This window comes from Peptostreptococcus russellii, assembly GCF_900110295.1.
GTDB lineage: Bacteria > Bacillota > Clostridia > Peptostreptococcales > Peptostreptococcaceae > Peptostreptococcus > Peptostreptococcus russellii_A.
On record NZ_FODF01000002.1, the window covers coordinates 231,546 to 256,422 of the forward strand.

Annotated in this window: 13 protein-coding genes and 1 other RNA gene; 5 read left to right on the plus strand and 9 right to left on the minus strand. The window is 30.1% G+C overall.

Features of this window, described 5'->3' with window-relative positions; all coding sequences use genetic code 11:
• Positions 1–30: 30 nt before the first annotated feature.
• Together ssrS and BMY82_RS02455 are read right to left on the minus strand one after the other, a co-directional pair.
• Positions 31–222: non-coding RNA, 6S RNA (ssrS, locus tag BMY82_RS02450), on the minus strand.
• A 180-nt stretch (positions 223–402) separates the two neighbouring features.
• The gene (locus BMY82_RS02455; RefSeq protein WP_091974267.1) at positions 403–1,428 is read right to left on the minus strand and encodes a LacI family DNA-binding transcriptional regulator; all 1,026 of its coding nucleotides are present in this window, start codon (positions 1,426–1,428) and stop codon (positions 403–405) included.
• A 359-nt stretch (positions 1,429–1,787) separates the two neighbouring features.
• Between BMY82_RS02455 and acpP the strand changes: the two genes are divergently transcribed.
• Positions 1,788–2,015: an acyl carrier protein gene (gene acpP, locus BMY82_RS02460; protein WP_091974269.1), complete on the plus strand. Its 228-nt coding sequence runs from the start codon at positions 1,788–1,790 to the stop codon at positions 2,013–2,015.
• Between the two features lie 220 nt (positions 2,016–2,235).
• On the opposite strand, the gene BMY82_RS02465 is transcribed toward acpP, so the two are convergent.
• Positions 2,236–3,246, minus strand: a complete 1,011-nt coding sequence (locus BMY82_RS02465) for a nucleoid-associated protein (protein ID WP_091974271.1) — start codon at positions 3,244–3,246, stop codon at positions 2,236–2,238.
• Complete coding sequence (locus BMY82_RS02470; protein ID WP_330386658.1) at positions 3,236–4,156, minus strand: RluA family pseudouridine synthase; 921 nt, start codon at positions 4,154–4,156, stop codon at positions 3,236–3,238. Before BMY82_RS02470 ends, BMY82_RS02465 begins: the two co-directional genes overlap by 11 nt.
• Positions 4,157–4,355: 199 nt before the next feature.
• On the opposite strand from BMY82_RS02470, the gene BMY82_RS02475 reads away from it, so the two are divergent.
• The 4 genes from BMY82_RS02475 to proC all read left to right on the plus strand — a co-directional run bounded on the left by BMY82_RS02475 (position 4,356) and on the right by proC (position 10,390).
• Positions 4,356–5,207 carry an NAD(+)/NADH kinase gene (locus BMY82_RS02475; protein ID WP_091974273.1) on the plus strand — a complete coding sequence of 284 codons (852 nt, stop codon included), beginning with the start codon at positions 4,356–4,358 and terminating at the stop codon, positions 5,205–5,207.
• Between the two features lie 671 nt (positions 5,208–5,878).
• On the plus strand, positions 5,879–6,790 hold the full coding sequence (locus tag BMY82_RS02480) for a trans-4-hydroxy-L-proline dehydratase activase (RefSeq protein WP_091974275.1): 912 nt from the start codon (positions 5,879–5,881) through the stop codon (positions 6,788–6,790).
• A 2-nt stretch (positions 6,791–6,792) separates the two neighbouring features.
• The gene (hypD, locus tag BMY82_RS02485; RefSeq protein ID WP_091974277.1) at positions 6,793–9,162 is read left to right on the plus strand and encodes a trans-4-hydroxy-L-proline dehydratase; all 2,370 of its coding nucleotides are present in this window, start codon (positions 6,793–6,795) and stop codon (positions 9,160–9,162) included.
• A gap of 421 nt (positions 9,163–9,583) precedes the next feature.
• The gene (gene proC, locus BMY82_RS02490; protein ID WP_091974280.1) at positions 9,584–10,390 is read left to right on the plus strand and encodes a pyrroline-5-carboxylate reductase; all 807 of its coding nucleotides are present in this window, start codon (positions 9,584–9,586) and stop codon (positions 10,388–10,390) included.
• A gap of 118 nt (positions 10,391–10,508) precedes the next feature.
• Here the strand turns inward: proC and BMY82_RS02495 are convergent, their stop codons facing one another.
• From BMY82_RS02495 to addB, 5 genes are all read right to left on the minus strand, one after another.
• Positions 10,509–11,837 carry an HlyC/CorC family transporter gene (locus BMY82_RS02495; RefSeq protein WP_091974282.1) on the minus strand — a complete coding sequence of 443 codons (1,329 nt, stop codon included), beginning with the start codon at positions 11,835–11,837 and terminating at the stop codon, positions 10,509–10,511.
• 270 nt (positions 11,838–12,107) lie between these two features.
• Positions 12,108–15,743, minus strand: a complete 3,636-nt coding sequence (locus BMY82_RS02500; protein ID WP_091974284.1) for an AAA family ATPase — start codon at positions 15,741–15,743, stop codon at positions 12,108–12,110.
• Positions 15,744–15,746: 3 nt separating this feature from the next.
• Positions 15,747–16,955 (minus strand): metallophosphoesterase family protein, encoded by a 1,209-nt coding sequence (locus BMY82_RS02505; protein ID WP_091974286.1) that lies wholly within the window; start codon positions 16,953–16,955, stop codon positions 15,747–15,749.
• Between the two features lie 60 nt (positions 16,956–17,015).
• Complete coding sequence (locus tag BMY82_RS02510; RefSeq protein ID WP_180366703.1) at positions 17,016–21,329, minus strand: UvrD-helicase domain-containing protein; 4,314 nt, start codon at positions 21,327–21,329, stop codon at positions 17,016–17,018.
• The gene (addB, locus tag BMY82_RS02515) at positions 21,319–24,873 is read right to left on the minus strand and encodes a helicase-exonuclease AddAB subunit AddB (RefSeq protein WP_091974301.1); all 3,555 of its coding nucleotides are present in this window, start codon (positions 24,871–24,873) and stop codon (positions 21,319–21,321) included. Before addB ends, BMY82_RS02510 begins: the two co-directional genes overlap by 11 nt.
• Positions 24,874–24,877: the final 4 nt, after the last annotated feature.

The following is a 24,877-nucleotide window of genomic DNA, read 5'->3' on the forward strand; positions in this document are numbered from 1 at the left end:
AAAATAAAAGTGCTGCCCTTAAGCAACACTTTTACTCCCAGAAACATCGTGGGCTAAATAAATTCACACCCGAGATTCACCCAGGTGGGTGACACGTCACACACTTTCCGAAGTCCCAGAAACCACTGTCCGAGCTTTTCTTACTCATATGTGAACAAAGTCTCCCGTATAATATATGTAGGTTGAACTTACATATAGCCTGTACGTATGTTCTAGCACTATTTATATTATATACCAAAACACAAATTTTTTAAAGTTTTTTCCACTTATTTTTTTTTATGTATTTTCATATATATTTTTTAATGTAGTATATATTATATATTTTTTATTATATTTCAGTTTATAGCTATAGTTCTTTACTTTATTTAAAACCGTAGCATTCTTCTTTGAAAATACAATTTATTATTTTTCCTTCTTATCTAGTACGCTTTCTCTATCTACTATTCTATAAGGAAGTTCTACTTTCTTTTCTCCGATTTCTTGTCCCTTTATCATCTTTATTACCATTCTTATAGCCACAGCCCCCATATCAAATAATGGCTGATAAACTGTAGTCAACTTTGGTCTATACATTTTAGCGAACTTAACATCATTAAATCCTGCTACTGATATATCCTCTGGAACTTTGTATCCCAAATCAAAACAAGCATTTATACATCCGATCGCAGCTTCATCACTTGTTACAAATATTGCATCTGGTTTTTTACCTTCTGCAAGTAAATCCTTAGTAGTAGAATATCCGTCATTGTATGTTGTTCCACATGATTTTACAAGATTTTCATCATATTCTATTCCGTTTTCACTTAAAGCTTCTTTGTATCCCTGAAGCCTTGAGTCTGCAAGATTTGATATATGATAATTTGTTCTCAATAATGAAATCTTCTTATGTCCCTTATCTATTAAAAACTGTGTCATGTCCTTAGTAGCGGGTGCATTTTGAGTTGAAACATTGTATATATCAAAATCTCTTGTAGTCTTACTTATATACACTGCAGGTATTCCACTATTTTCAAGCAGATTTACTATTTCTTGGTCTATATCCCAACAAATCATAACTATACCTTCAACCTGCTTTGCTCTAAGCAAATTAATATTCTTTATTTCTAATTCTCTCTCTGAATATGTATTTGCAAGAAGAATATCATAGTTGTACATCTTTGATATTTCTTCTATACCATTTAATACCTCAGCTGAAAATGTATCAGTTACTTCTGGAACTATAACACCTAAAAGCTGACTCTTCTTAGTTACCAAACTTCTTGCAAGTGGATTCGGAACATAACCTGTTTCTTTTATAACATCTAAAACCCTTTGCTTCACTTCATTTGTTACAGGTTTAGAATCGTTTATAACTCTTGAAACAGTTGATATAGAAACTCCGGCCTTTTTAGCAACATCTTTAATTGTAGTTGGTTTCTTAGTTACCATTGTATAATCTAACCTCCTTTATAGATATAAAAATAACTTAATTAATTATATACGATTTACATTATATGTACAACCCTTTCCCGACTATACACATCTTGAAATTTATTAATTAAATTTAGTTCTCTCTATTTTCCTCTTATTTTCATTATATACTATTAGTCAAAATAAATATAGTTTTTTTAATTAATTTTTCCATAAAAATAATTATGCTTTTTTATTTTTTTTTGTTGAAAAATACTCTGTTATATATTAATATACTGTTATAAAGTAGAATTTTATCTGCTACCTGATTATCTCTTTGTATAATCATACAATTCCCCCGATTATCAGGTAGTAAATTATTTTTAGGAGGTAATCATATGTTTGAAAAAATCAAAGAAATAATAGTTGACAAACTGAATATAGATGATGACAGCTTTATAGACCTTGACACTGATCTTATGGAAGATTTAAATGCTGACTCTCTAGATGCAGTTGAAATAATAATGGATATTGAAGATGAATTCGATATTACAGTTGACGAAGATGACGTTGAGAACATAAGAACAATAGCTGATATCATTAATTACATTGAAGAGCACAGCTAAAAACTAAAAATACAATAGTTTTTAATTTTATTTTCAATATCTATGCAAGAATATTGTATGCAATATTTTGCAAGACATTGTTTTACTAAAAAGCTATATGGAATATAAAATCCCAACTCCAAGGCTAATAAAATTTTATTAAAGTCTTTGAAGTTGGGTTTTCTTTTTATTATTTAGATTTAAAACTCATTTCTAAAGTATACTATCTATAAAATATATATTACTTTTCTTCGTAAAACTCTACATTCTTAATAGTTATATCTACTGTTCCATCTTGATTTTGTCTTAAAGAATATTTCATCGGATCCTCGAAATCTTCCAAAAGTCCCTTAATATCAAAACCTGTATTTGTCTTAATTCCTCTTCTTTTTAATTTCTTTTCAACCCAAGTTTTATCTATAGGAAATTCGCCTTCTATTTTTTTATCTTCAAGAAGTTCCCTATAGCTTTCTTTTCTTTCTTCATCTACTATACATTCATCTACAAATTTATCTACATCGACATTATTATCTTCCTTTAGGACATAATTAAGCATACTTCTTACATCCTCAGCCTCTTTTACATTATTTCCATAGGCATTTGTAATCCAATTATCTGTAACATTTCTAAATGACTTTGTAAGATATTTTTCATCTCTTACCTTCTCACACTTTAAAAAATCAGTTACAAAACTTGAATCAGTTTCAGTTTTTTCAGCAGCCTTATCAAGAACTCTCAAGTGCCACTCATCATTTACTCCGCTTACACCTATAATAGCTGCGTGAATAATCTTCTGTGATGCTTGTATAGCAATGTCATTGGCCACCATTTTTACAGAAACTTTTTCAGTTTCTTCATTATATACTATCTCATGAGTATACAATTTTTTATAGTCTAACTTGATAATAGCAACATACTTCTGATCCTTGTGTGTAAATAAAACTACTGCCAAATCACATGAATCAAGTTCTGCATTTGTTCCCATTGTAGAGTAAAGAGCACCTGCTATGCCCTGTGAACTCAAAACAAAAGAATTTTCGTCATAGAGTATATGGTCTGCACATACTCTTATTTCATTTTCATTATAGTCATTAAAAGTTGCCTTTCTTAAATCGTCATCTCTTAAAACTCTTCTAATTATTTTCTGATAAAATGCATCTAGTTCAGGCGAAATAGCATCTTCAACATCATTTAAAACTGGAAGCTCCGCACTTTTATCCAGTACATGTAATATAACCTTATTAATAATCAATACTTTTTCCTCCTAACTTTTCAATTAACAGCTTCATATCATCTGGAAGCTGACTTTTTATTTCTATTCTATTTTTCATTCTAGGCTGATTAAAACTTATTTTACAAGCATGAAGAGCTTGTCTATTTATAAGGCTTTCATCTACCTTTCCATATAGTTCATCTCCTATTATACCATGACCTATACTAGACAGATGAACTCTTATCTGATGGGTTCTTCCTGTCTCAAGCAAAAGCCCCACTACTGTGGCATTGTTCATTCGCTCAATTACCCTGTAATGTGTTATAGACCTTTGTCCCTTTTCATCTACTACCCTTAATATACTTTCCATACTTTCTCTCATTATAGGAAGATCTATTGTACCTTCATCATCTTCCATTACTCCATCTACAATAGCGATATATTCCTTTTTCACCAAATTATCTCCCATATCTTTAGAAAGTATATGATGAGCATAGGCATTCTTAGCCAATACCACTATTCCCGATGTATTCATATCTAATCTATTTACAAATCTTATCTTATAGGATTCTTTAGACTTTTCAATATAATTAATAACGTGATTAGCCAAAGTTCCATCAAAGTGACTTTTCGTTGGATGTACTACCATAAATGCTGGTTTATTCATAAGGAGAATATCAAAATCCTCATATAAAAGTTCTACTCCCAAATCTTGAGACAAAAAATCACTCATTTCTTCATCTATAGGAATCTCTATTATATCTCCCTTCTTTATTGTAATTGACGGTTTTTGAAACTCACCATTTACAAATAGAAGTTTTTCTCTCTTCATTTTAGAGACAGATCTTGTAGAAAACTCCATAACATCAAGAAGAAAATCTTTTAATTTCATTTCTTCTTCTACTTCTATCATAAATTTATTCCACTCTTGTTTTCCTTCTATAAACACAATTTTCACCCTTACTAATTTATTCTACTTATATATCTTTTCCATTATACCACAATATTAAATTTAAGGTAAAACCTAATTTCAAATAGCAGGATTATCTTTTCTTATTTTTAACTATATCTCAAATATTTGTTTATTTTTTTCATTTATATTGTTATGATATAGTTATAATATAATTATTAGGAAAGGCTGATACATTATGATTAAAAATATTACAATCAGATCCAATGAGCTGGAGATTTCACAGAAGATAAAAAAAGTTATAATAGAAAAGTTTGAAAAAGCAGGTTTCACAACAAGTGAGGACTTTCATGAAAATACTAGCTTGGTAATTTCAATAGGTGGAGATGGTTCTTTTTTAAGGGCTGCAAGAGAGCTTGACTTTCCTGATGTTCCATTTTTTTGTATTAATACAGGGCATCTAGGTTTTTTCGCTGAGATACTGCCTGATGAAAAGGAAATCGACTACTTTATTAAAAGTTTTATAGATGAAGATTATGCTGTCAGTCTTCTACCTTTACTTGAAATAGACATTTCAAATGAAGTTCATTCAGAAAGAGAATATGCTATCAATGAACTTGTTGTAAGAGGTAACCGTTCTAGAACTGCCCATCTACAAATGTTTGTAAATGGAAACTATATGGAAACTTTTAGTGGAGACGGTCTTATTATATCTACATCTACTGGCTCTACTGCATACAACTACTCTGCCGGTGGAAGCATAGTAGACAACAGACTGGAAATAATGCAGATTACCCCTATCTCTCCTATAAGCACCAATGCTTTTAGAAGTTTTACATCTAGTATTATACTACCTGCCTTTGATAGTGAAATTAGCATTAAACCTGAGTGGAAATTTGACAATATGATACTTCTAGTAATTGACGGTGAAGAAAAAAGATACCAAAATATAACTGACATAAAAACTAGACAGGCAAATAAAAAAATTAAACTTTTAAGATTAGACGACTATGAATTTTGGAATAGGGTTTATATGAAATTCTTAAAAACATATGATTATAAGGAAAATGAAAGAAGAAATAATTTATAATAATAAATTATTTCTTCTTATAGAATGAATTTAGTTTGTTTTTTGTATTTTTCTTTACCTTTAGGAACTATCAATTTAAGATAGTTCCTTCTGTTTTTTGCAAGTTTTTTTATTTAATTTTCTTTTGTTCCTTGAAAACAACAATTTAAACTATAAATTAATCTTTTATATTAATTATAATTCTTATCTATTTTTATATATTTTTTTCAGTTTTTTTACTTTTTATATAGTTTTATTTTTTTATTAATCACAGTTAAAAAAGTTTGTTAATTATTTTTATTATATACATATACTAAATATACACTTATATATTCATTTTTTACAAGTTCAGTTTATATACTTTCATTTTTTAGTATATATATTTATTTTCAATTCGTATTTTAAAAAAAGATATATTCTTGTTTTAACTTTATTTTATTATTATATTATCTACATAACTTTATTAATATAACATTTCAATATTATTTATATGAATTATCTTATTTTATTTATTTATTTTTCAGCTGTATTTCAGTGACTGAATATTATGTTTTTTAAAACAATATTTGCAATTTTTTTAATAAAACTATGGACAAGACTTTTTATTAATGTTAAAATCAAAACGAAGAAAACATTTGCTTACTGTGTTGGCAAGTGTTAAATAAAAGATATATAACTAAGGTGGTGATTGGGTGAAGCCTTTAATAATAAATATTCAGAAATGCAGTATACACGATGGTCCTGGTATCCGTACTACAGTATTCTTTAAGGGTTGTCCTCTTAGCTGTGCATGGTGTCATAATCCAGAAAGTCAAAACTTTCAGGTTGACTTTATGTACGATCCAGAAAAATGCACTCATTGCTACACTTGCATAGAAAAATGTGAGCATGACGCAATTTGTGTAAAAGATGGAAAGCTTTTAAGACTAGAAGATGAATGCGAACTTTGCGGAACTTGCCTTGACTGGTGTCTTTCAGGTTCAAGAGAGTTAGTTGGAGATGAATATAGCATAACAGAACTTGTAAAGGAAATCGAAAAGGATTCCATGTTTTATGAGGAATCTGGAGGGGGCGTTACCCTATCAGGTGGCGAAGTAATGTGTCAAAACATTGAGTATCTAGATAAACTTATCAACCGTCTTCATGACAAAGATATCGACATTGCAATAGATACTTGTGGTTATGCACCAAAAGAAAATTTTGAAAAATTATATCCTAAGGTAGACAGATTTTTATATGATATAAAGTTAGTTGACGAAGACCTTCATAAGAAATTTACTGGCAAGTCAAATGACCTTATTCTAGATAATTTAAAATATCTTGATTCTGTAGGAGCTAATATAAACATAAGAATACCTTTAATAGAGGGTGTAAATGTAGATGAAGACAATAAAGAGATAGAAAAAATTATAAAGCTTTTAAAGCCACTTAGAATTTCAGCTGTCAATCTTCTTCCTTATCACAATATTATGGAACATAAGTATTGTAAACTTGATAAAGAATACAGATGCTCAGAGTTTAAGAAACCTAGCACTGAAAAATTAGAAGAGATTAAAAATCTTTTTTTAATAAATAATTTTAATAACGTTAAAATTGGAGGTTAGTTATGAGTAGAGGAACATTTGAAAGAACTAAAAAATTAAGAGAACAGAGTACTTCAGCTCAGCCTTATATAAGCATTGAAAGAGCTGTTTTAATGACAGAGGCCTATCAGAAGTTTGAAGGAAGTGTTGAAACACCAATACTTAGAGCTAAGGCTTTTAAGTACTATATGGAAAACAGATCTTTGTGTATCAATGACGGTGAATTAATCGTTGGTGAAAAAGGTGATGGACCACAGGGTGCTCCTACTTATCCAGATCAATGCTGTCACTCTCTTGAAGATATGAGAGTTATGAATGACAGAGACCTTGTCAACTTTAAAGTTACTGAAGAAGATATGAAGATTCAAGAAGAAAAAATTATACCTTTCTGGAAAGGTAGACAGATAAGAAATAGAATCATAAGCAATGTAGATCAGGAATGGTTAGACTGCTATGAATCAGGTATGTTCACTGAATTTATGGAACAAAGAGCTCCAGGACATACTGTTGGTGGAAATAGATTTTATCAAAAAGGTTTTGCTGATTTTAAAAAGGATATAGCTGATAGAATAGCAAGACTTGACTTTGTAAATGATACAGATGCTTACAATAAGAAGGTTGACCTTGAAGCAATGTCAATAGCTTGCGATGCTATGATTATACTTGGTCAAAGATATGCAGCAAAAGCTAGAGAAATGGCAGAAACAGAAACAGATCCAAAGAGAAAAGAGGAACTTCTTCTAATAGCTCACAACTGTGATGTTGTTCCTGCTCACAAGCCTGAAACTTTCCATCAGGCACTTCAGATGTACTGGTTTGTTCACATTGGTGTAACTACAGAACTTAATATTTGGGATGCATTTAGCCCAGGTAGATTAGACCAACACTTAAATCCATTCTATGAAAAGGATGTTGAAGAAGGAATACTAGATAGAGATAAGGCTAGAGAATTAATGGAATGTTTCTGGGTTAAGTTCAACAATCAGCCTGCTCCTCCAAAGGTAGGAATAACTTTAAAGGAAAGTGCTACATATACTGACTTCGCCAATATAAATACTGGTGGTATTACTCCAGACGGTAAAAATGGTGTAAATGATGTCAGCTATATAATACTTGACACTATGGACGAAATGAAGCTTCTTCAGCCTAGTTCAAACGTTCAGATAAGTAGAAAGACACCTCAGAAGTTCCTTAAGAGAGCTTGTGAAGTTTCAAGAGAAGGTTGGGGACAGCCTGCATTCTACAATACTGACGCTATCGTTCAGGAGCTAATGGAAGCTGGAAAAACTCTAGAAGACGCTAGAGGTGGAGGAAGTAGTGGATGTGTTGAAACTGGATGTTTCGGTAAGGAAGCATACGTTCTTACTGGATACCTTAACATACCAAAGATTCTAGAAGTTACTCTACACAATGGTCTTGATCCTGTTTCAGGAAAGAAACTAGGTATAGAAACTGGAGATCCAAGGGACTTCAAGTCTTATGACGAATTCTTTGAAGCTTTCTCTAAGCAGCTAAATCATTTTGTAGATATCAAGATGAGAGGAAATCAGATAATAGAAAATATATACGCTAAGCACTGCCCTGCTCCTTTGATGTCAGTTATAGTTGATGACTGTATAGAAAAGGGTATGGATTACCAGAGAGGTGGAGCTAGATACAATACTAGATATATACAGGGGGTTGGTACTGGTACTATAAGTGATTCACTTATAGCGATTAAGTACAATGTATTCGATAAAAAGAAATTTGACATGGGGACTTTACTTGACGCTATGGATGCAAACTTCGAAGGATACGAACACATATTAAATATGGTAAAGAATAAGACTCCTAAGTATGGAAATGATGACGATTATGCTGATGACGTAATGAAGAGTTTCTTCGACCTTTACTACAATACAGTAAGTGATAGACCAACTGTAACAGGTGGTAAATACAGAATAAACATGCTTCCTACTACTTGCCACGTTTACTTCGGCGAAGTAATGAAGGCTACTCCAAATGGTAGACTTGCAGGAGTTCCACTATCAGAAGGTATCTCTCCTGAAAAGGGTGCTGATACAAATGGACCTACTGCAGTAATCAAATCTTGTGCAAAGATGGATCACCTAAAAACTGGTGGTACTCTTCTTAACCAGAGATTTGCTCCTTCAGTAGTTGTAGGTGAAGAAGGATTAGATAATATGGCTAATCTAATTAGATCTTACTTCAATATGGATGGACATCATATTCAGTTTAACGTATTTGATAAGAATGTTCTTTTAGCAGCTCAGAAGAATCCTGATGAATATAAGGACCTTATAGTAAGAGTTGCTGGCTACTCAGACCACTTTAACAATCTGAGCAGAGCTCTACAGGATGAAATTATAAACAGAACAGAACAGACATTCTAAGCTACTTATAAACTAACATAATAGAAAGATTTTGGTGGTTCATAAGCATGGACCACCTATAATCTTTCCTATATAATATTAAGTTTCAACAAAAATTAGTAAATAATATAAAAAACAAAAAAACTATAGATATACCATAGTTTTTTAAATTTCACACAAGATATATTAAAAATTCACATTATTTTCTATGTATTTATTTTATTATGGTATTATCTATAGATACTTAATTTATTATTGAGTATAGCTATAAAAATATATTTTTACTTTTAATAATATTTTAACTATCGAAAAATACAGTTGTTTATTCTGTATTTTAAAATTTCTGTATAGTAAAATAACTTTGTCGAAACGTTTCCTAAGGATTAGTTAAGATTTAAGTATTATATTGATTTTACTATATAAAATAAACAAGGGGGACATTATGAAAAGTTTAGCAGTAATCGGTGCAGGTAATATGGGTAGAGCCATTATAGGAGGAGTAATAAACTCAGGTTTATTAAAAGCTGAAAACGTTATAGTTTCAGATCCTTATGAACCAAGTCTTGCACGTGTTAAGGAAGAGTATGGTACAAAGACTACTACAGATTCTTGTGAAGCTGTAAAGGCAGCAGATGCTGTTTTATTTGCAGTTAAACCTAACATTATAGGAAAGGTATTCGCAGGAATAAGAGATTCTGTTGATGATAATACTATTATAATTTCTATAGCAGCAGCTACTTCAGTAGAATTTATGGAAGCAAGTTTAGGTGCTGATAAGAAGATAGTAAGAGTAATGCCAAATACTCCTGCATTAGTAGGTGAAGGTATGGCTGCTCTATCTCCAAATAGAAATGTTACTGAAGAAGAATTAAACGATGTTTTAGGTATCTTCAATTCATTTGGTAAGGCAGAAGTTGTTCCTGAATCATTAATGGATGCAGTTGTAGGTGTAAGTGGATCTTCTCCTGCTTATGTATTTATGTTTATAGAAGCAATGGCTGATGCAGCTGTTCTTACAGGAATGCCAAGAGCTCAGGCATATAAGTTTGCAGCTCAATCTGTATATGGTGCAGCTAAGATGGTACTTGAAACAGGAAAACATCCAGGAGAACTAAAGGACATGGTTTGTTCACCAGGTGGTACAACTATAGTCGCTGTAGAAACTTTAGAAGCTTGTGGACTAAGAAATGCGGTAATACAAGGACAAGTTGCTTGTGTTGAAAAGTCAATTGACATGGCCAATAAATAGTAAAAAACCTTAAATAAGCAAAAAGAGGAGTACAAATTGTATTCCTCTTTTTGTTTTAATATTATTACTATAAAATTTAATATTATTGCTATAAAAAAGGATGTGCAAAAGCACATCCTTAGTCATTATCTTTATGATTTTCTTTTTCTATATACTCTCTAAATGATATTTCGTCATCACCTTTTTCAATTTCTTTTACCGACATCCTTATGCGACCTATTCTATTTTTATCAAGGGAAATTATCTTTACTTTGATAGCATCTGTCAACTGTATCTCTTCGCCTTCTTCTGGCAATCTTTCAAGATATCCCATAATATAACCTCCGATTGAATCAAAGTCTTCAGATTCTATTTCATCTTCCAAGTATTCATTTACATCGTTAAGTTTAGCACTTCCGTCTATAAGGTATTCATTATCAGAAATAACCAGTATCTCATCATCTGGTTCATCATATTCATCTTCAATATCACCTACAAGAACCTCTACAAGATCCTCTACAGTAAGAAGTCCAGATGTGCCACCATATTCATCAAGAACTATAGCTATTTGCGTCTTTGCTATTTTCATTTCTTCAAGAAGTTGAGCGATCTTTTTGAATTCATATGTAAAGAAAGCTTCTCTCATATAATTTTCTACCTTAAACTGCTCTTCTTCCTCATCTGAAAGAAATACAATATCTTTAATATTTAGTATCCCCACTATATCGTCTATATTACCTCTATATACTGGAAATCTGCTCATCTTTTCCTCTTTAAATAAAGCAAGAACTTCATCATAACTAGCATCTGCACTTACAGTTACCATATCTATTCTCTGAACCATGGCATTTTCTGCCTTCATATCTCCAAATTCGAAAACATTATCTATAATTGTTTTTTCCTCTTGTTCAAGAACACCTTCTTGATGACTTACATTTACTAATACTTTCAGTTCTTCTTCGGTAATAAGAGACTTTGGATCATCATCTTTTATTCCAAAAATCTTGAATATTATAGTCGTCATTATATTTATAATAAATACAAGCGGTGAAAATACTATAATCATCACTCTCAATACTTTTCCTACTGCAAGAGATACTCCTTCTTTATTGTTAGATGCTAAAGTCTTTGGAGTAACTTCACCAAATATAAGTATCAAAATTGTCATTATAGCTGTAGCCCAAGCTATACCCTGACTTCCAAAAAGTCCAACCATCAATGATGTAGATATAGATGTCGCAGCTATATTTACTATATTATTTCCTACCAGTATTGTACTTAAAAGGCTTTTGGGTTCAGTTAAAAGCTTCTCAACCACTCCTGCGCCTCTTACACCTTCTTCTTTAAGGTGTCTCATCCTTACCTTGCTTACTGACATCAGCGCTGTCTCAGAGGCTGAGAAAAAGCCTGATATTAATAACAATCCTATTAAAACAACTATCTGAATCCACAAACTTCCAGAATCCAAAAAAAACCACTCTCCTATTTTCTTAGTTTATTTATTAAATATGTTTCTACCCTTTTTATTTACTTATAGCTATAAAAAAGCTTCACAATGGAAGCTAGAACAAATAAAACTGTACTCACCTTCTCAAGTTTACAGATTCACTGAAATTTATCTATAAGTTTACGATTTTATTATACCATAATTATTTACAAATATCTATGATTTAGACAGCTTATTATTTGGCATAATTTCAAGTGCTTTTTTCTCTTGTTTATAAGATGTTTATTAAGCTTATTCCTCAACTTCTTTTATTACTGAAGATTGTATGGACTCATCCATAGTAATTTCAAGTTTCATAGGGAGTCTAGCCTTTATTTCATCTACATGAGATATTATTCCTACACTTAGATTATCTCCCTTTAAATTTTCAAGAGAAGTCATAACCGTATCCAAAAGCGCCGAGTCTAATGTTCCAAAACCTTCATCTAAGAAGAAAAATTCAAGTGGTGCACTTCCCTTTAGCTGTATCTGTGAAGAAAGAGCTAGAGCAAGTGATAGGGATGTAAGAAACACTTCTCCTCCTGATAAGGTGTCTGCAGCTCTTCCCAGCCCACCATTAAAGTTGTCGCTTATTACAAATAGATAGTTCTCATTCATTTCCAAGCTATATCTATTGTTTGTCATATTGCTCAATCTTTCAGAAGCTTCAATTATAATATTATTTAAATATATTTGAGAAAGATATTCTACAAATCTATTTCCTTCAAACAACTTATCTATTTCCTTAATATTATCAAACAATCTAGTTTTTTTCTTCAAATCCTCGTCTATATCTTTTATAAGCTTTAGATTTTTTTCCATTTCACTAATTTTATATTTTTCTTCAACAAAAATATTATTCTTTTCTTTTAACTTTTCTTCCAAGTCTTTTTTGATTTCTAGTTGTTGATTTTTTTCTTCTAAACTAATTGTCTTTCCGGCAAGTTTTTCTTCCAATTGTCCATATACTATTTCTTCTCTAGCTTTTTCTTTTTTATACTTGTCTATTTCTTCTTTTTTAGAAAGCAAAATACTTTCATCCATATAATATAGAGAACATTCTTTTCTATCCTTAAAATCAAATCTTTCAATCATATTATCTATATTTTTATTTTGCTCTTTTGCTATTTCTTTTTTCATATCAAGCTTTACTTTACTGCTGCTAATATCTTTTTCAAGCTCTACTATTTCTTTTTTCAACATGTCATATGACTTGAATATTTCATCAAAATTTGCTTTTACAATCCTTATAAACGAATCTAAAATGCCAGTTAGACTTTCAATGGAGTCATACTTAAACTCTATTATGCTATTTAACTTTTCAAAATCTATTTCATTTGTTTTTTCTAAAGTTTCTTCCCTTAGATCTTTGCCCTGTTTCTCTAATGAACCAATCTCCGATTTTGTCTTAATAATTTCACTATCGAAAAGAGCCATTTCTTCTGCTTGCTTTTTATCCTCTTTTTCCTTAACTTCAATTTCCTTAGATATATTTTCTAATTGATGTGAGATTTCCTCTGATAACTTGTCCGACTCATCTACTCTTTTATTTTCATCTATGAAAAATTGTCTGTTGTCCTCTTTCTTTAATATGTCCTCACCTAATTTATTTCTTAATTTTAAACATATTTCTTCAAGCTCTTCTAAACTTTTTTTATTGTCATTTTCAAGTCCCTTTATTTCATCAGTTATTATTTTTATAGTATTTTTTATTCCTCTTATATACTCATCATATTTAACTTTCTTATTATTGAGATCTGAACTTTTCTTATCGGAATTTTGCTTTTCTTTTTTCAATCTTTCTATTTCATTTTTCTTAGACTTCAAAAGAGCTTTTTCTCTTTCTCTCTTAGTTTCAAATTGAACTTTTTCTTTTAAAAGTTCTTTTAAATTCTCACCACTATTTTTTTCAGAAATTAAAACTTTCTTTTTTTCATATTCATCAATTTTTTCTTGCGAATTTTTCATTTTAGTTTCTACTTTAGCAATATTGATGTTTATGCTCGCTACTTCTTCTTTAAGACTATTTATTTTTTCTTTATTTTTTTCATATTCATTTCCTATGTGTTCCTGTATTTCTAACTTTTCAACTGTATTATTACATACAGGACATATATCCCCACTATGAAACTCTTTACCCCAAATTATTTTTATTTCATCAGAAAGTCTTCTGATACTATTTTCTTCATCTATTTTTTCAAACTTCTCAAGTTCTTCATTTTTTTCTTCTAAAATAGATTTATACTTCTTTTTTTCTAAAATACATTCTGAAACTATACTTTTTTCCTTATTTATAGATTCAACTAATTCTTTAATTTGCTTATCGTCTTCCCTTAAATGAAATATTTTTTCTTCCATTTTACTTATTTTTGCTTCTAAACTTTCAAATTCTTCATCATTTAGTGTTTTTATATTTTCTTGAAGGGCAATGGCTTCAACTATGGAGTTAATTTCTTCACTTACTTCACTTAACTTATCCTCAATAATTTTTTTCTCTTTTTCTATAAGCTTTATTCCTTCATTTCCTTCTTCCAATTCTTTTATCTTTTTATTCTTTTTTTCTATATTATTTTCTTGTCTATAAATATCTCTATGTATCTCTATCCCTTTTTTCACAAGCTCTCTATACTCTGAAGATATTGTACTTTCTTTTAGCTTTTCATTTTTTTCTTTTTTTTCTCTATATAATTCTTCTATCTTTTTAGCTATTTTTTCTTTATTTTCTAATAGTGTCTTTTTTTCTTTTTCTATTTTTTCGACTTTTTTTCTTAAATTTTCTACTTCTTTTCCTTTTTCCAGAGTTTTTTCTTTTAAAGAAATAATATTTAAAATACTTTTTCTTGTATCTGATATGTATTCAATCTTATCTCTTTTTTCTTTTATTTCTTCATACTCTTCCTCTTTATATTTTAGATCAGATTTTTTATTTTCGTAATCTGCTTTTAAATTTTCATATTCCTTTTCTATGTTTTCTATTTCAAGCTTTAATTTTTCTTCTTTATTGATTTCAGGTACTACTGTATTTGCCTTTTCAGCCCTATTTACAGCTTCCAATGTAGAATTGATATAGTCCTCTTTTGCTTTTAATTTTTCAAGGCTTTTTTCTATTTCATTTTTTTCAATAACAAGCTTGTATATAGCCTCATTTTCTTCAGCCTTCTTCTTTTCATTTTCCAGCTCATCTGAAATCTTTTCTATATCTTCTTTAAGAGCTTTTATATTTTCCTGTAATTCATCTCTTTTCTCACTACTTATATTAGGATATTCATTTAGCCTAGCTTGAAGTACTTCTATCTCCCTAGAAGTCTCAGACTTTTTTCTTCTTAGTTTGGCACTTAATTTTGAACCATATTCCTCCAAACTAAATATTCTTTCCAACATATTTCTTCTGTCTTTACCTGTTAAAGTTAAAAATTCACTAAATTTTCCTTGAGGAAGAACTACTGATCTAAGAAAATCACTTTCTTCTAATCCTAAAATACTTTTTATTCTATTGTTAACTTCAGAAACTTTGCCTTCTTCTATAATGTCATAATCGCCCATATCATTTCTTTTTTGAAGCATCGTGTAGTCACTTAGGGCATTTTTATTATCTTTATTTCTCTTGAATCTTCTTTTTACAATATATCTGCTTCTTTTACCTTCTTCAACTATCTCAAATTCATACTCTACACTTGCCTTCTTACAGTTGGAATTTATAAACTCTCTAGTTCCCCTCGGTATGTTTCCGTAAAGTGCAAGTGTAATAGCATCTAAAATAGTAGATTTACCACTTCCAGTTTTACCAAAAATACCAAATAGTCCTTTACTTGTAAGCCTCTCAAAATCTACTACTTGCCTACTGCTGTAACTATTAATGCCTTCTATTTCTAATCTAATAGGTTTCATACACTACACCTCCTCTTCTTCGCTTATAAGCTCTCTAAATATTTCTATAATCTCCTCACTTGCCTCTGTAGATCTGTTTTCTTTGAAAAAATCTTTAAAGAATTTTTCTATATTAGATCTATTTATATCTATTACTTCTTTTTTTACAAACTCATCTGAACCCTCTATTATAGGTCTTATTTCCAATACATTTTTCATTGTCTTTTTCAGAGTTCTTATATCTTCTGCCTCTAATGATTTATCAGTTAAAATCTCAAAATAAGAAAATACATCACAGTCCTTTTTCTTATCTGCAATTTCAAGTGCCTCTTCTATTCCATCGCATTTATATAGTTCTATCGGTCTGTAATTATTGATAAATTCTTGATTCACTACAGCTTCTTCTCCAGCTTTTAAATCTACAATATAGACTGATTTAGCTGAATTTCTCTCATTCTTACTATATTGTATTGGAGAGCCAGAATAGTATGCATTGTACTTTTTGGACATTCTCTGTGGTTTGTGGATATGCCCCAAGGCTGTATACTGTGATTTTGAAGGAAGATCCTTTTTCTCCACTAAAAGAGAGCCTCCTAATTCAATTCTTCTTTCAGAGTCAGAAATGCTGCTACCTACAACAAATATATGAGAAACTGCTATATTAATCTCATCATCATTATAGTTATTTTCAAGTTCTCTAAATAAATCCCCTATTTTTTGAGAATAAGACTTTTGCATATCTTCTTCATCTTCATATCCCTTTATTACTTCATTTAATCTTTTCTCACTTGGATAAGGCATTGCCAGTATATTTACTATCTCATCGCCAAATTTTACCTTAGTAAATCCTTCCTTAGACTCTACTATTTCAAAGTTGGCAAATTTGCCCTTCTTTGCAATACTTTTAGGATAACCCAAAATACTGATTCCCTTATTGGATACAACTGGATTTACAGCCTCTAGTCTATCTGGATTATCGTGATTTCCTGCTATTATATGGACATATCTTTTACCAGAGTCAGACAATCTTTCTATAGTTCTATAAAAAAGACTCTCCGCTGCTGCAGAAGGATTATATGTATCATAAATATCTCCTGCTATTAAAACTATATTCGCTTTTTTATCTTCTACCAGCTTTACAAAGTCTTCACAAAACTTTTCTTGTTCATCGAGTCTTGAAACATTTTCAAGACTCTTTCCCAAATGCCAGTCAGAAGTATGTATTATTCTCATAATCTTCACCTCTAAACAAATTTATACAAAGTCCACCAATAAAAAGGTGGACTTTGCGTATTATTCTTCTGTTATATCTAGCAACTTCCCTGTACTAAACATATATAAGTATTTTTTTACTACTTTTCTTCCAGATATTTTTTCCATTGCATTTCCATACATATTCAACTGTATTTTATATCTTTCTACTATTGTACTATAATCTCCATTTGCAACATAATCTGTCTTATAGTCTAAAAGAACAAGATTCCCATCCTTATCTTCATAGAATAGATCCATAATACCTACCATCATAATTCTTTCAGATTCATCAATATCCTCATCTTTGTATATAGAGTTCATTCTTAAACTATAGTTAATTGCTTTTTCTTTATATAATCTATCATTTTTCTCAGCCTCAAGTATTTCTTTAAAAATACCAGACCTCATAAATCTCATAATCCATCTAACATTAACTGTACTTTTTTCTTCCTCAGTCATAATATTTCTAGATACCATTTGACTAAGTTCATTTTCTATCTTCTTTCTCAGTACACTTTCTTCTTCCAGCCCATCGAACTTTGAAAAATCCATTAACTGCATAGCCAAATGGAATATCGTTCCCTTTTCTGCAGAAGTAAATTCAGCACTCTTATCTATTGAATGTATAAAAGATGGAGTTTTTAAATTTCCAGAAGCTTTCTTTTCATACATATTTTGATTCAAACCTTCTTCAATTGAATCTTGACTTAAAAGTTTTTTAATTTCTGATACCGATATACTAGAAGGCTTATTAAGGCTTGAAGAATACTTATATTTACTATTGAACTTTTTATCAAGCTCTTGTCTTACTTCTTCCATACTTTCTATATTACTATATTCTTCCATCATATTTTCAAAGTTATTTATAAAATCTTCTTTTGATAAATCCAAGTCTTCTCTACCAACTTTTTCTTCTGTATCTAAATTATTATTTTCACAAAACTCGTCTTCTAGTAAAGCTTCTTCTTTTTCTTCCAAACTTATCTTTCCCATTATATTTCTATATTCATCTTTAATATCTGAGAACTTGTCATAATTAATGCTCCACTTGCACTCTTTATAACCTATAATATCTACTTCTTCTCCTCTGACATTTATAGACTTTTCTATTTTATTTAAATTTATAATTGTAGGCATAATCCAATTAAGATATGATTTTGCTTTTAATACAGAAAGAGAATCTGTATTTAAATTATTATCCAAAGGAGTAGTTCTCCATTTGTCTATTTTCTTGTCTCTATCTTTTATTCTTGCTGTGAAAATAAGTTTTTCCTTAGCTCTAGTCATAGCAACATACAAAATTCTCATTTCCTCTGCTATGGATTCCTTATTTCTTTTTTCATCTATCTTTTTTTTCGCCCTACTGTCAAATGAAATATTTCTCTTATTATCGAATATTTTTGGTCCGTATCCCAGGGTTTGATGAAGGGAAAGATTGCTTTCATCTGCAGTTAAGTTAAATTCATTATCAGAATTTGCAACTATAACAACAGGGAACTCTAGCCCCTTACTTTTATGAATACTCATTATCCTTACAACATTTGCTTCTTCTGAAATAGACTTTGCCTCTGCCAAGTCTTTATCTCTTGACTTCATTCTTTCAATATAATTTATAAAGTTAAAAAGCCCCTTATAAGAAGTTTTTTCATAAGACCTTGCTCTCTCAAATAAAAGCATTAGATTGTTTTGTCTTTGCTCTCCCATTTCAAGCATTCCTACATAGGCATAGTATCCTGTTTTTCTTAAAAGATACCATATAAACTCATCTACTGATAAAAGAAGAGATTTTTCTCTCATCTCATTTATTTCTTCAATAAACTTCCTTACCTTACATTGTAGCTTTCTCATTTCACCTGATAATATCAGTTGAACTCCCTTTCCTTCTTCTTCCGCCTTATTTAGAATATCTGCATATGAATCGTAGTCATCTATACTAGACATACTACACTCCAAAAATTCCACATCAGAAAGAATCTCTTGTTTATCTAATTTGAAAACTATACTATTCTCTTTTACTTCTTCTCTTACTACTTTACCTAAATTATTTTCTATTGACTCATCCAAGTATATATTCTCATCTATCTGGTTAAATAATACTTCTTGACTATTTTTATTTAAATATTTTTTATCATTACCAAAAGTATCCTCACAATCTGCATATAGATTGATTGTGCTATCTTGATAAAGTTCAGAGCAATCCTCACAGTCCTCTTCTTCATTATTTTCAAATGAGGCAAGCTTCAACATAGCTTCATAAAACTTTACATTTCTATCTATTAGCCTTATATTAGCCAACTCATTGGAATCAAAATTAAATATAGGAGATCTCATTACAGACATAAGTGCTATATCCTGTATTGGATTGTCTATTACCTTCAATAAATTAACCATAGTATCTACTTCTAAAGTTGAAAAATATCCATCTCCAGAATTTGAATAAACAGGTATATTATAGTAGGCAAGTATCTCTTCAAGATTCAAAGCCTTTTTATTTACCGATCTCATCAATATTACTATGTCCCTATACTGAACTGCTCTGTAAGACTTTAAATCCTTATCATAAACCATAAACTGTTTCTGCCCATCTACAGGATTTACCATTTTGTATATGATATTGGCAATACTTACACATTCCTTTGAAAATCCTTCTATATCTTCTATTTCATCATTTTCATCATAGGAAATATCTTCTTTATCATCTTCTTTAGTATCTAAAAGATATACTTCAACCTGACCTCCTGCATAGGAATTTTCGCCTTCGAGTTTTTCAAATTCAGCCCCCGTATTAAGCCTTTCTTCCTCTGTGTAGTCCAACTCTCCTGTTTCTTTTCTCATAATATTGGAAAATACATGATTACAAGCTTCTAAAACCTCAGCTCTACTTCTAAAATTTTTATAAAGCATAATTTTCTTATTATTGCTACTTTCATTGTCTGTATAAAGGTCATAGGACTCATATTTTTCCATAAATATTTCCGGCATAGCCTGTCTAAATCTATATATACTCTGCTTTACATCTCCGACCATAAATCTATTAGGCTTATCTTCCTTAGAAACCATAGAAAGTATCATTTCTTGAACAAGATTACTATCCTGATACTCATCAGTAAACACTTCACTATAATATTCTCTATAATTAAGAGCTATATCTGAAGGCAGTATTTTCCCATCCTCTTCCTTAGTAAGTATTTCCAAGGCATAGTGTGCAACATCTGCAAAATCCACTACTCCTATATACTTCTTTTTCTCATGAAATTTATTTCTAAAAATTATACAAATATTTGAAAGTGCCCTCATATATGGATAGAGAATTTCATTTTCTTTCTTTATGGTCTCAACATTTATGTCTAACTTCTTATACTCGCTTGGAAGAACTTTTTTTATCTTATCAAAATTCGGCTTCATTTCTTCATAGCAAATCAATTCTTCTTCTGAAAAAGATTTACTTTTTCTAAAAACAGGAAATTTTTTATTTAGGGCTTCATCTACTAGTTTCAGCATCTTTTCCCAATTTAGATTAAACTTCTCTATATCCAGATTGTCTTCCATAGAAATTGCCTCTGTTACACACTCTGATATTTCAAGAAGCTTATTATACTTCCAGCTTTTTTCAGCATAATACTTTTCAAGTTTTTCATATCCCTTTATTTCTGAAATATAACTAGCCAGCATTTCTTTATAATTATTAAGAGCTATATCTACGTCTTTGGCTACTGGAATCAAATATTCTCTAATATAAAAATCATCATCTTTTCCTTCTAAATTGAAATACTCTGCAGATTCGTCTAGCCATTTTTCTGGATAAGGAGATGAATCTATAAAGTTATTTACTGTAAGTACTAAATTAACCAGAGAATCATCATTATTTCTTCCAGAATACCAATCTACAAGTCTTAAAAATTCCTCATTTTCTTCTTCATATAACTCTTCAAACAACTCATTTAAGAGCTCTGATGCTATAATTTTTATTTCTGTAGGATCTGCCATTTTAACATTAGGATCAAGGTCCGTTACATGAAAGTTATTTTTGACTAAATTCCCACAGAAAGAATCTATCGTGCATATTTCTGCCTTATTTAACAGCATTATCTGTTTTTGAAGGTGAGCATTTGAAGGGTCATTTTCTAAAGCCTTCTCAATAGCTACAGCTACTCTTTCACGCATTTCAGATGCTGCTGCATTTGTAAATGTAACTACCAAAAGTCTGTCAAGGTCTATTGGATTTTCTTTATCTAGTATTAATTCTATTATTCTTTCTATTAAAACCGCAGTTTTTCCAGAACCAGCTGCTGCTGCAACAAGAAGATTAGAGTTTCTACTATCTATTACCGCCTTTTGTTCTTTAGTCCACACTTTCCTCACCTGCCTTCTTTTTGTCTCTTAATTTCTCTTTCATTTTGCTTATGACATCGTCATATTTACCATTTTTTGCAAGTTTTTTTATTACTCTATATCTGTTGCCCTTTATAGTAGGATCAAACTTACATATAGATTTAAACTCACAATATGTACATGGTATTTCATTGTCAAATTTATATGGTTCTATATCTATCTTTCCAGAATAAATAGCTTCACATATTTCTTCTGTTTTATCTATAATATAATTCTTTACAACATCAAAATCTTCTTCATAAAGACCAACTGTTCTAGCAGCTAAATTTCCATCTTTTTTTATCTCAATAGACATAATATCCGATTTTTTATTTTCTACATCTACCGTTTTATCTAAATGATTTACTATTTCAGGATTTTTGATTACAAAGCCCTTTAGTTTATTTTCTGAAAGTCTATTTTTTTCAAGTTCTTCTTCATCCATTTTTTCCGCTTCATCAAGGCAATCTAACTTCACCTTGATAGGATTAAATCTACTGTATAAAAGAGCAGCTGGTTTATAATTTGCTTCTATATCTTTATTTACAGAATAACTTTCTATCTTTTTATTTGAATTTAAAACTGCATTCATATAAATAAATAACTGCATCTGTATACCTGCCATAATCTTATCCATATTCAGCTCTTTAGTTGAAGATTTGTAGTCTATTACCCTTACATAGTCAATTTCGCCATCATTATAAATATCTACTCTATCTATTTTACCTGTTAGGACGATTTCTTTATTATCCCTTAATCTATACCTTATTGGAGGAAGCCCCCCCTTAAACCCGAACTCTACTTCAAAGCTCTTTGGCAGAAAATCTCCCTTATTTATCTGTTTTATCATTATTTCTATACTGTCTATAAGATTATTATTTATTCTATGTGCTAGATATTTATGCTTTGCGGAACTTTTTAATATATATCCCTGTCTTTTTTCGATAATATCACTTGATATTCTTCTAATAGACTCTTCTATATAGTCTCTGCTAATATCCTTCCAGTCTATATTATCTCTTTGGACAATCTGCTTGGAAAATTCATCTATAATCTTATGTGCATAAATCCCTGAATCCATAGCTGTAAACTCATACACTTCACGTTCCTTAGCTCTCAGTCCATATCTCAAGAAATATGAAAAAGGACATGATGCATATTTCTCAAGCTTTGATATACTGAAAATTCCTTTTCCATAAATATTTTCAGCCAACTTCTTATCCATCTTTGAAACAGTATTTCTATAATTCAAGGCACTTCCAATTAAGTCTAATCTAGGGCTAAAACAGTCATCATTTTTAAAATAATTGTATATAGATAACCAAGATTCTCTTTCCTTATCTTCAATCATATCCTTACTATCCGCTTTGATTACTTCCTGAAGTTTTTCAAAAAGTTTTTCTTTAGAAGATAGATTTTTCAAAATATCATCTAGACTAGAAACTTTATTTGATTCTTCAAATTTAACCTTTAATTTTGGAAAAATCTTTTTCACCTTTTTTATTATAGGAGATGGTCTTTGAGACTTCCCTTCAAAATCTGAAATAGGATAAGAGATTACTAATTTCTTTTTAGAAATACTCATAGCCTTATATATTAAAAACTGCTCATCATATGCTCTAGAAGCAAGGTCTTTGTCAAACTTTACACCAATATCCAAAAGTTTATTTCTATCATTATCATTTATCATGGCATTGTTGGAAATATTTTGTGGAAATACTCCATCACATACTCCTATTAGAAAAAGTATCTTCGTATCTGGATTTTTCATTCTTTCAACTGTCGTTACAAACACTTGATCCCTTGAAGGTGGGATAATACCTAGTTCAAAACCTTCAAATTCCGCTTCCATTAGTTTCATAAATCTATTAAGACCTATTTTTTCATTTCCTATAAACTCTACAAGTTCATCTAACATATCTATAAATATTCCCCATACTTGAGAATATTCCTTTGCCTTGTATAAATTGCCCTCTTCTTCAAACTTTTCAATTAAACGGTCTATTCTTTCAGGCAAAGCTATATCTAAAGTAAACTCATATAAATAACTACATATTTCTTCTACTGTATTTTTACCGGCAAGTTTTTTGTGTAGAGGAATTATAGCTTCCATTATCCTATCTTTAATCTCATTTATATTATCTATATATGCCTTTGTCTTTTCCTCTGTAACCTCTACATCCTCTAATCCATGTGAAATTGGATATTCCCATCTTTCATCAAACCATCTTTTCCCCTTTATACCATTTGCCAATACATAGTTTTCAATCATTGAAATATCTACAATATCTATAGATGTCAAGCCACTTTTTAAATATCTAAACATAGAATCATAGCTATAGTTTTTCTGCTTCATTTCAAGAATAGAAAGTATAAGAACTATAATCGGATTATTTTTTGCTGCTATTTTTTCATCTATAAAATATCCTATATCATAATTTTCAAACATACCCTTTATTAAATACGAGTATGAATCAAGGTCTCTCATAGCAACAGTAATTTCCCTATATCTATATCCTTTATCTCTTACTAATCTAGTAATTTCATCTGCAATATATTCAACTTCCTTGTGAGTATTGGAAAACTCTCTTATTTCAATAGCTTCATACCCTATATTTTCTGAATCAGAAACTCTATACTCAACTGCTTTAAATTCATTGATATTTCTTTCAAGATGTTCTAACTGACTATTTTCATAATATTTACATCTTGACATTACAATATCATTTCCTCTTTTTAAAGAATTTTTACTACATAGCTCATTTAACTGTATGAAAGTTTTATTTACATTGGCAAAAACTCCCTTTTTAGAGTTAAATCCTTTTAAATCTGTCATTAGAGAAAAATATATATCCTCTGAGTATATCATTAGCTTTTCTATTATTTTGTACTGTATAGGAGTAAATCCTGTAAACTCATCTACAAATATTGTCGCTCCCTTTATATCTTCAAATTTATCAAGTTTCTTTGCAAAAAATTCAAGATTATCTTCTGTATCAAAGTACTTATTCTCTATTAAATCTTCATACTTTTCATATACTCTTGCCAAATCCTTTATTTTATATTTTAAAGCCTCATCATCTGTTTTCGAAGCCATTTTTTCCAAATCATCAACAGTCATATCATTTTGCTTGAACTCTATTATCATATCCATAATCTTGTCTATAATTCCAACGCCTGTTCCCTCAGCTTTAAAGGTTACAAGGTCATTGGCAACTGAATCAACAGCCTTATAAACAAGCATTGCTCTAGCACTTTGTGATATTTTTCTTTCTTTAAGTCCACCTACATTGGTATATACTATCCTACTTAAAGTAGAAAAACTTACTACTCTTATTCTAAAATATGGATCCTTATTTGTGAGTAGTCTTTCACTTAATCTTTTTTCCATTTCATAGGAATACTTTTCAGGAACAAGAATATATATAGGTTTTCTACTTTTTTCTTGAGCTTTTTCAAAACATATATCTAAAATTTTGTCTGTTCTGTTACACGGTATTCTTCCTGTTATAAAACTAACTGCCATATAT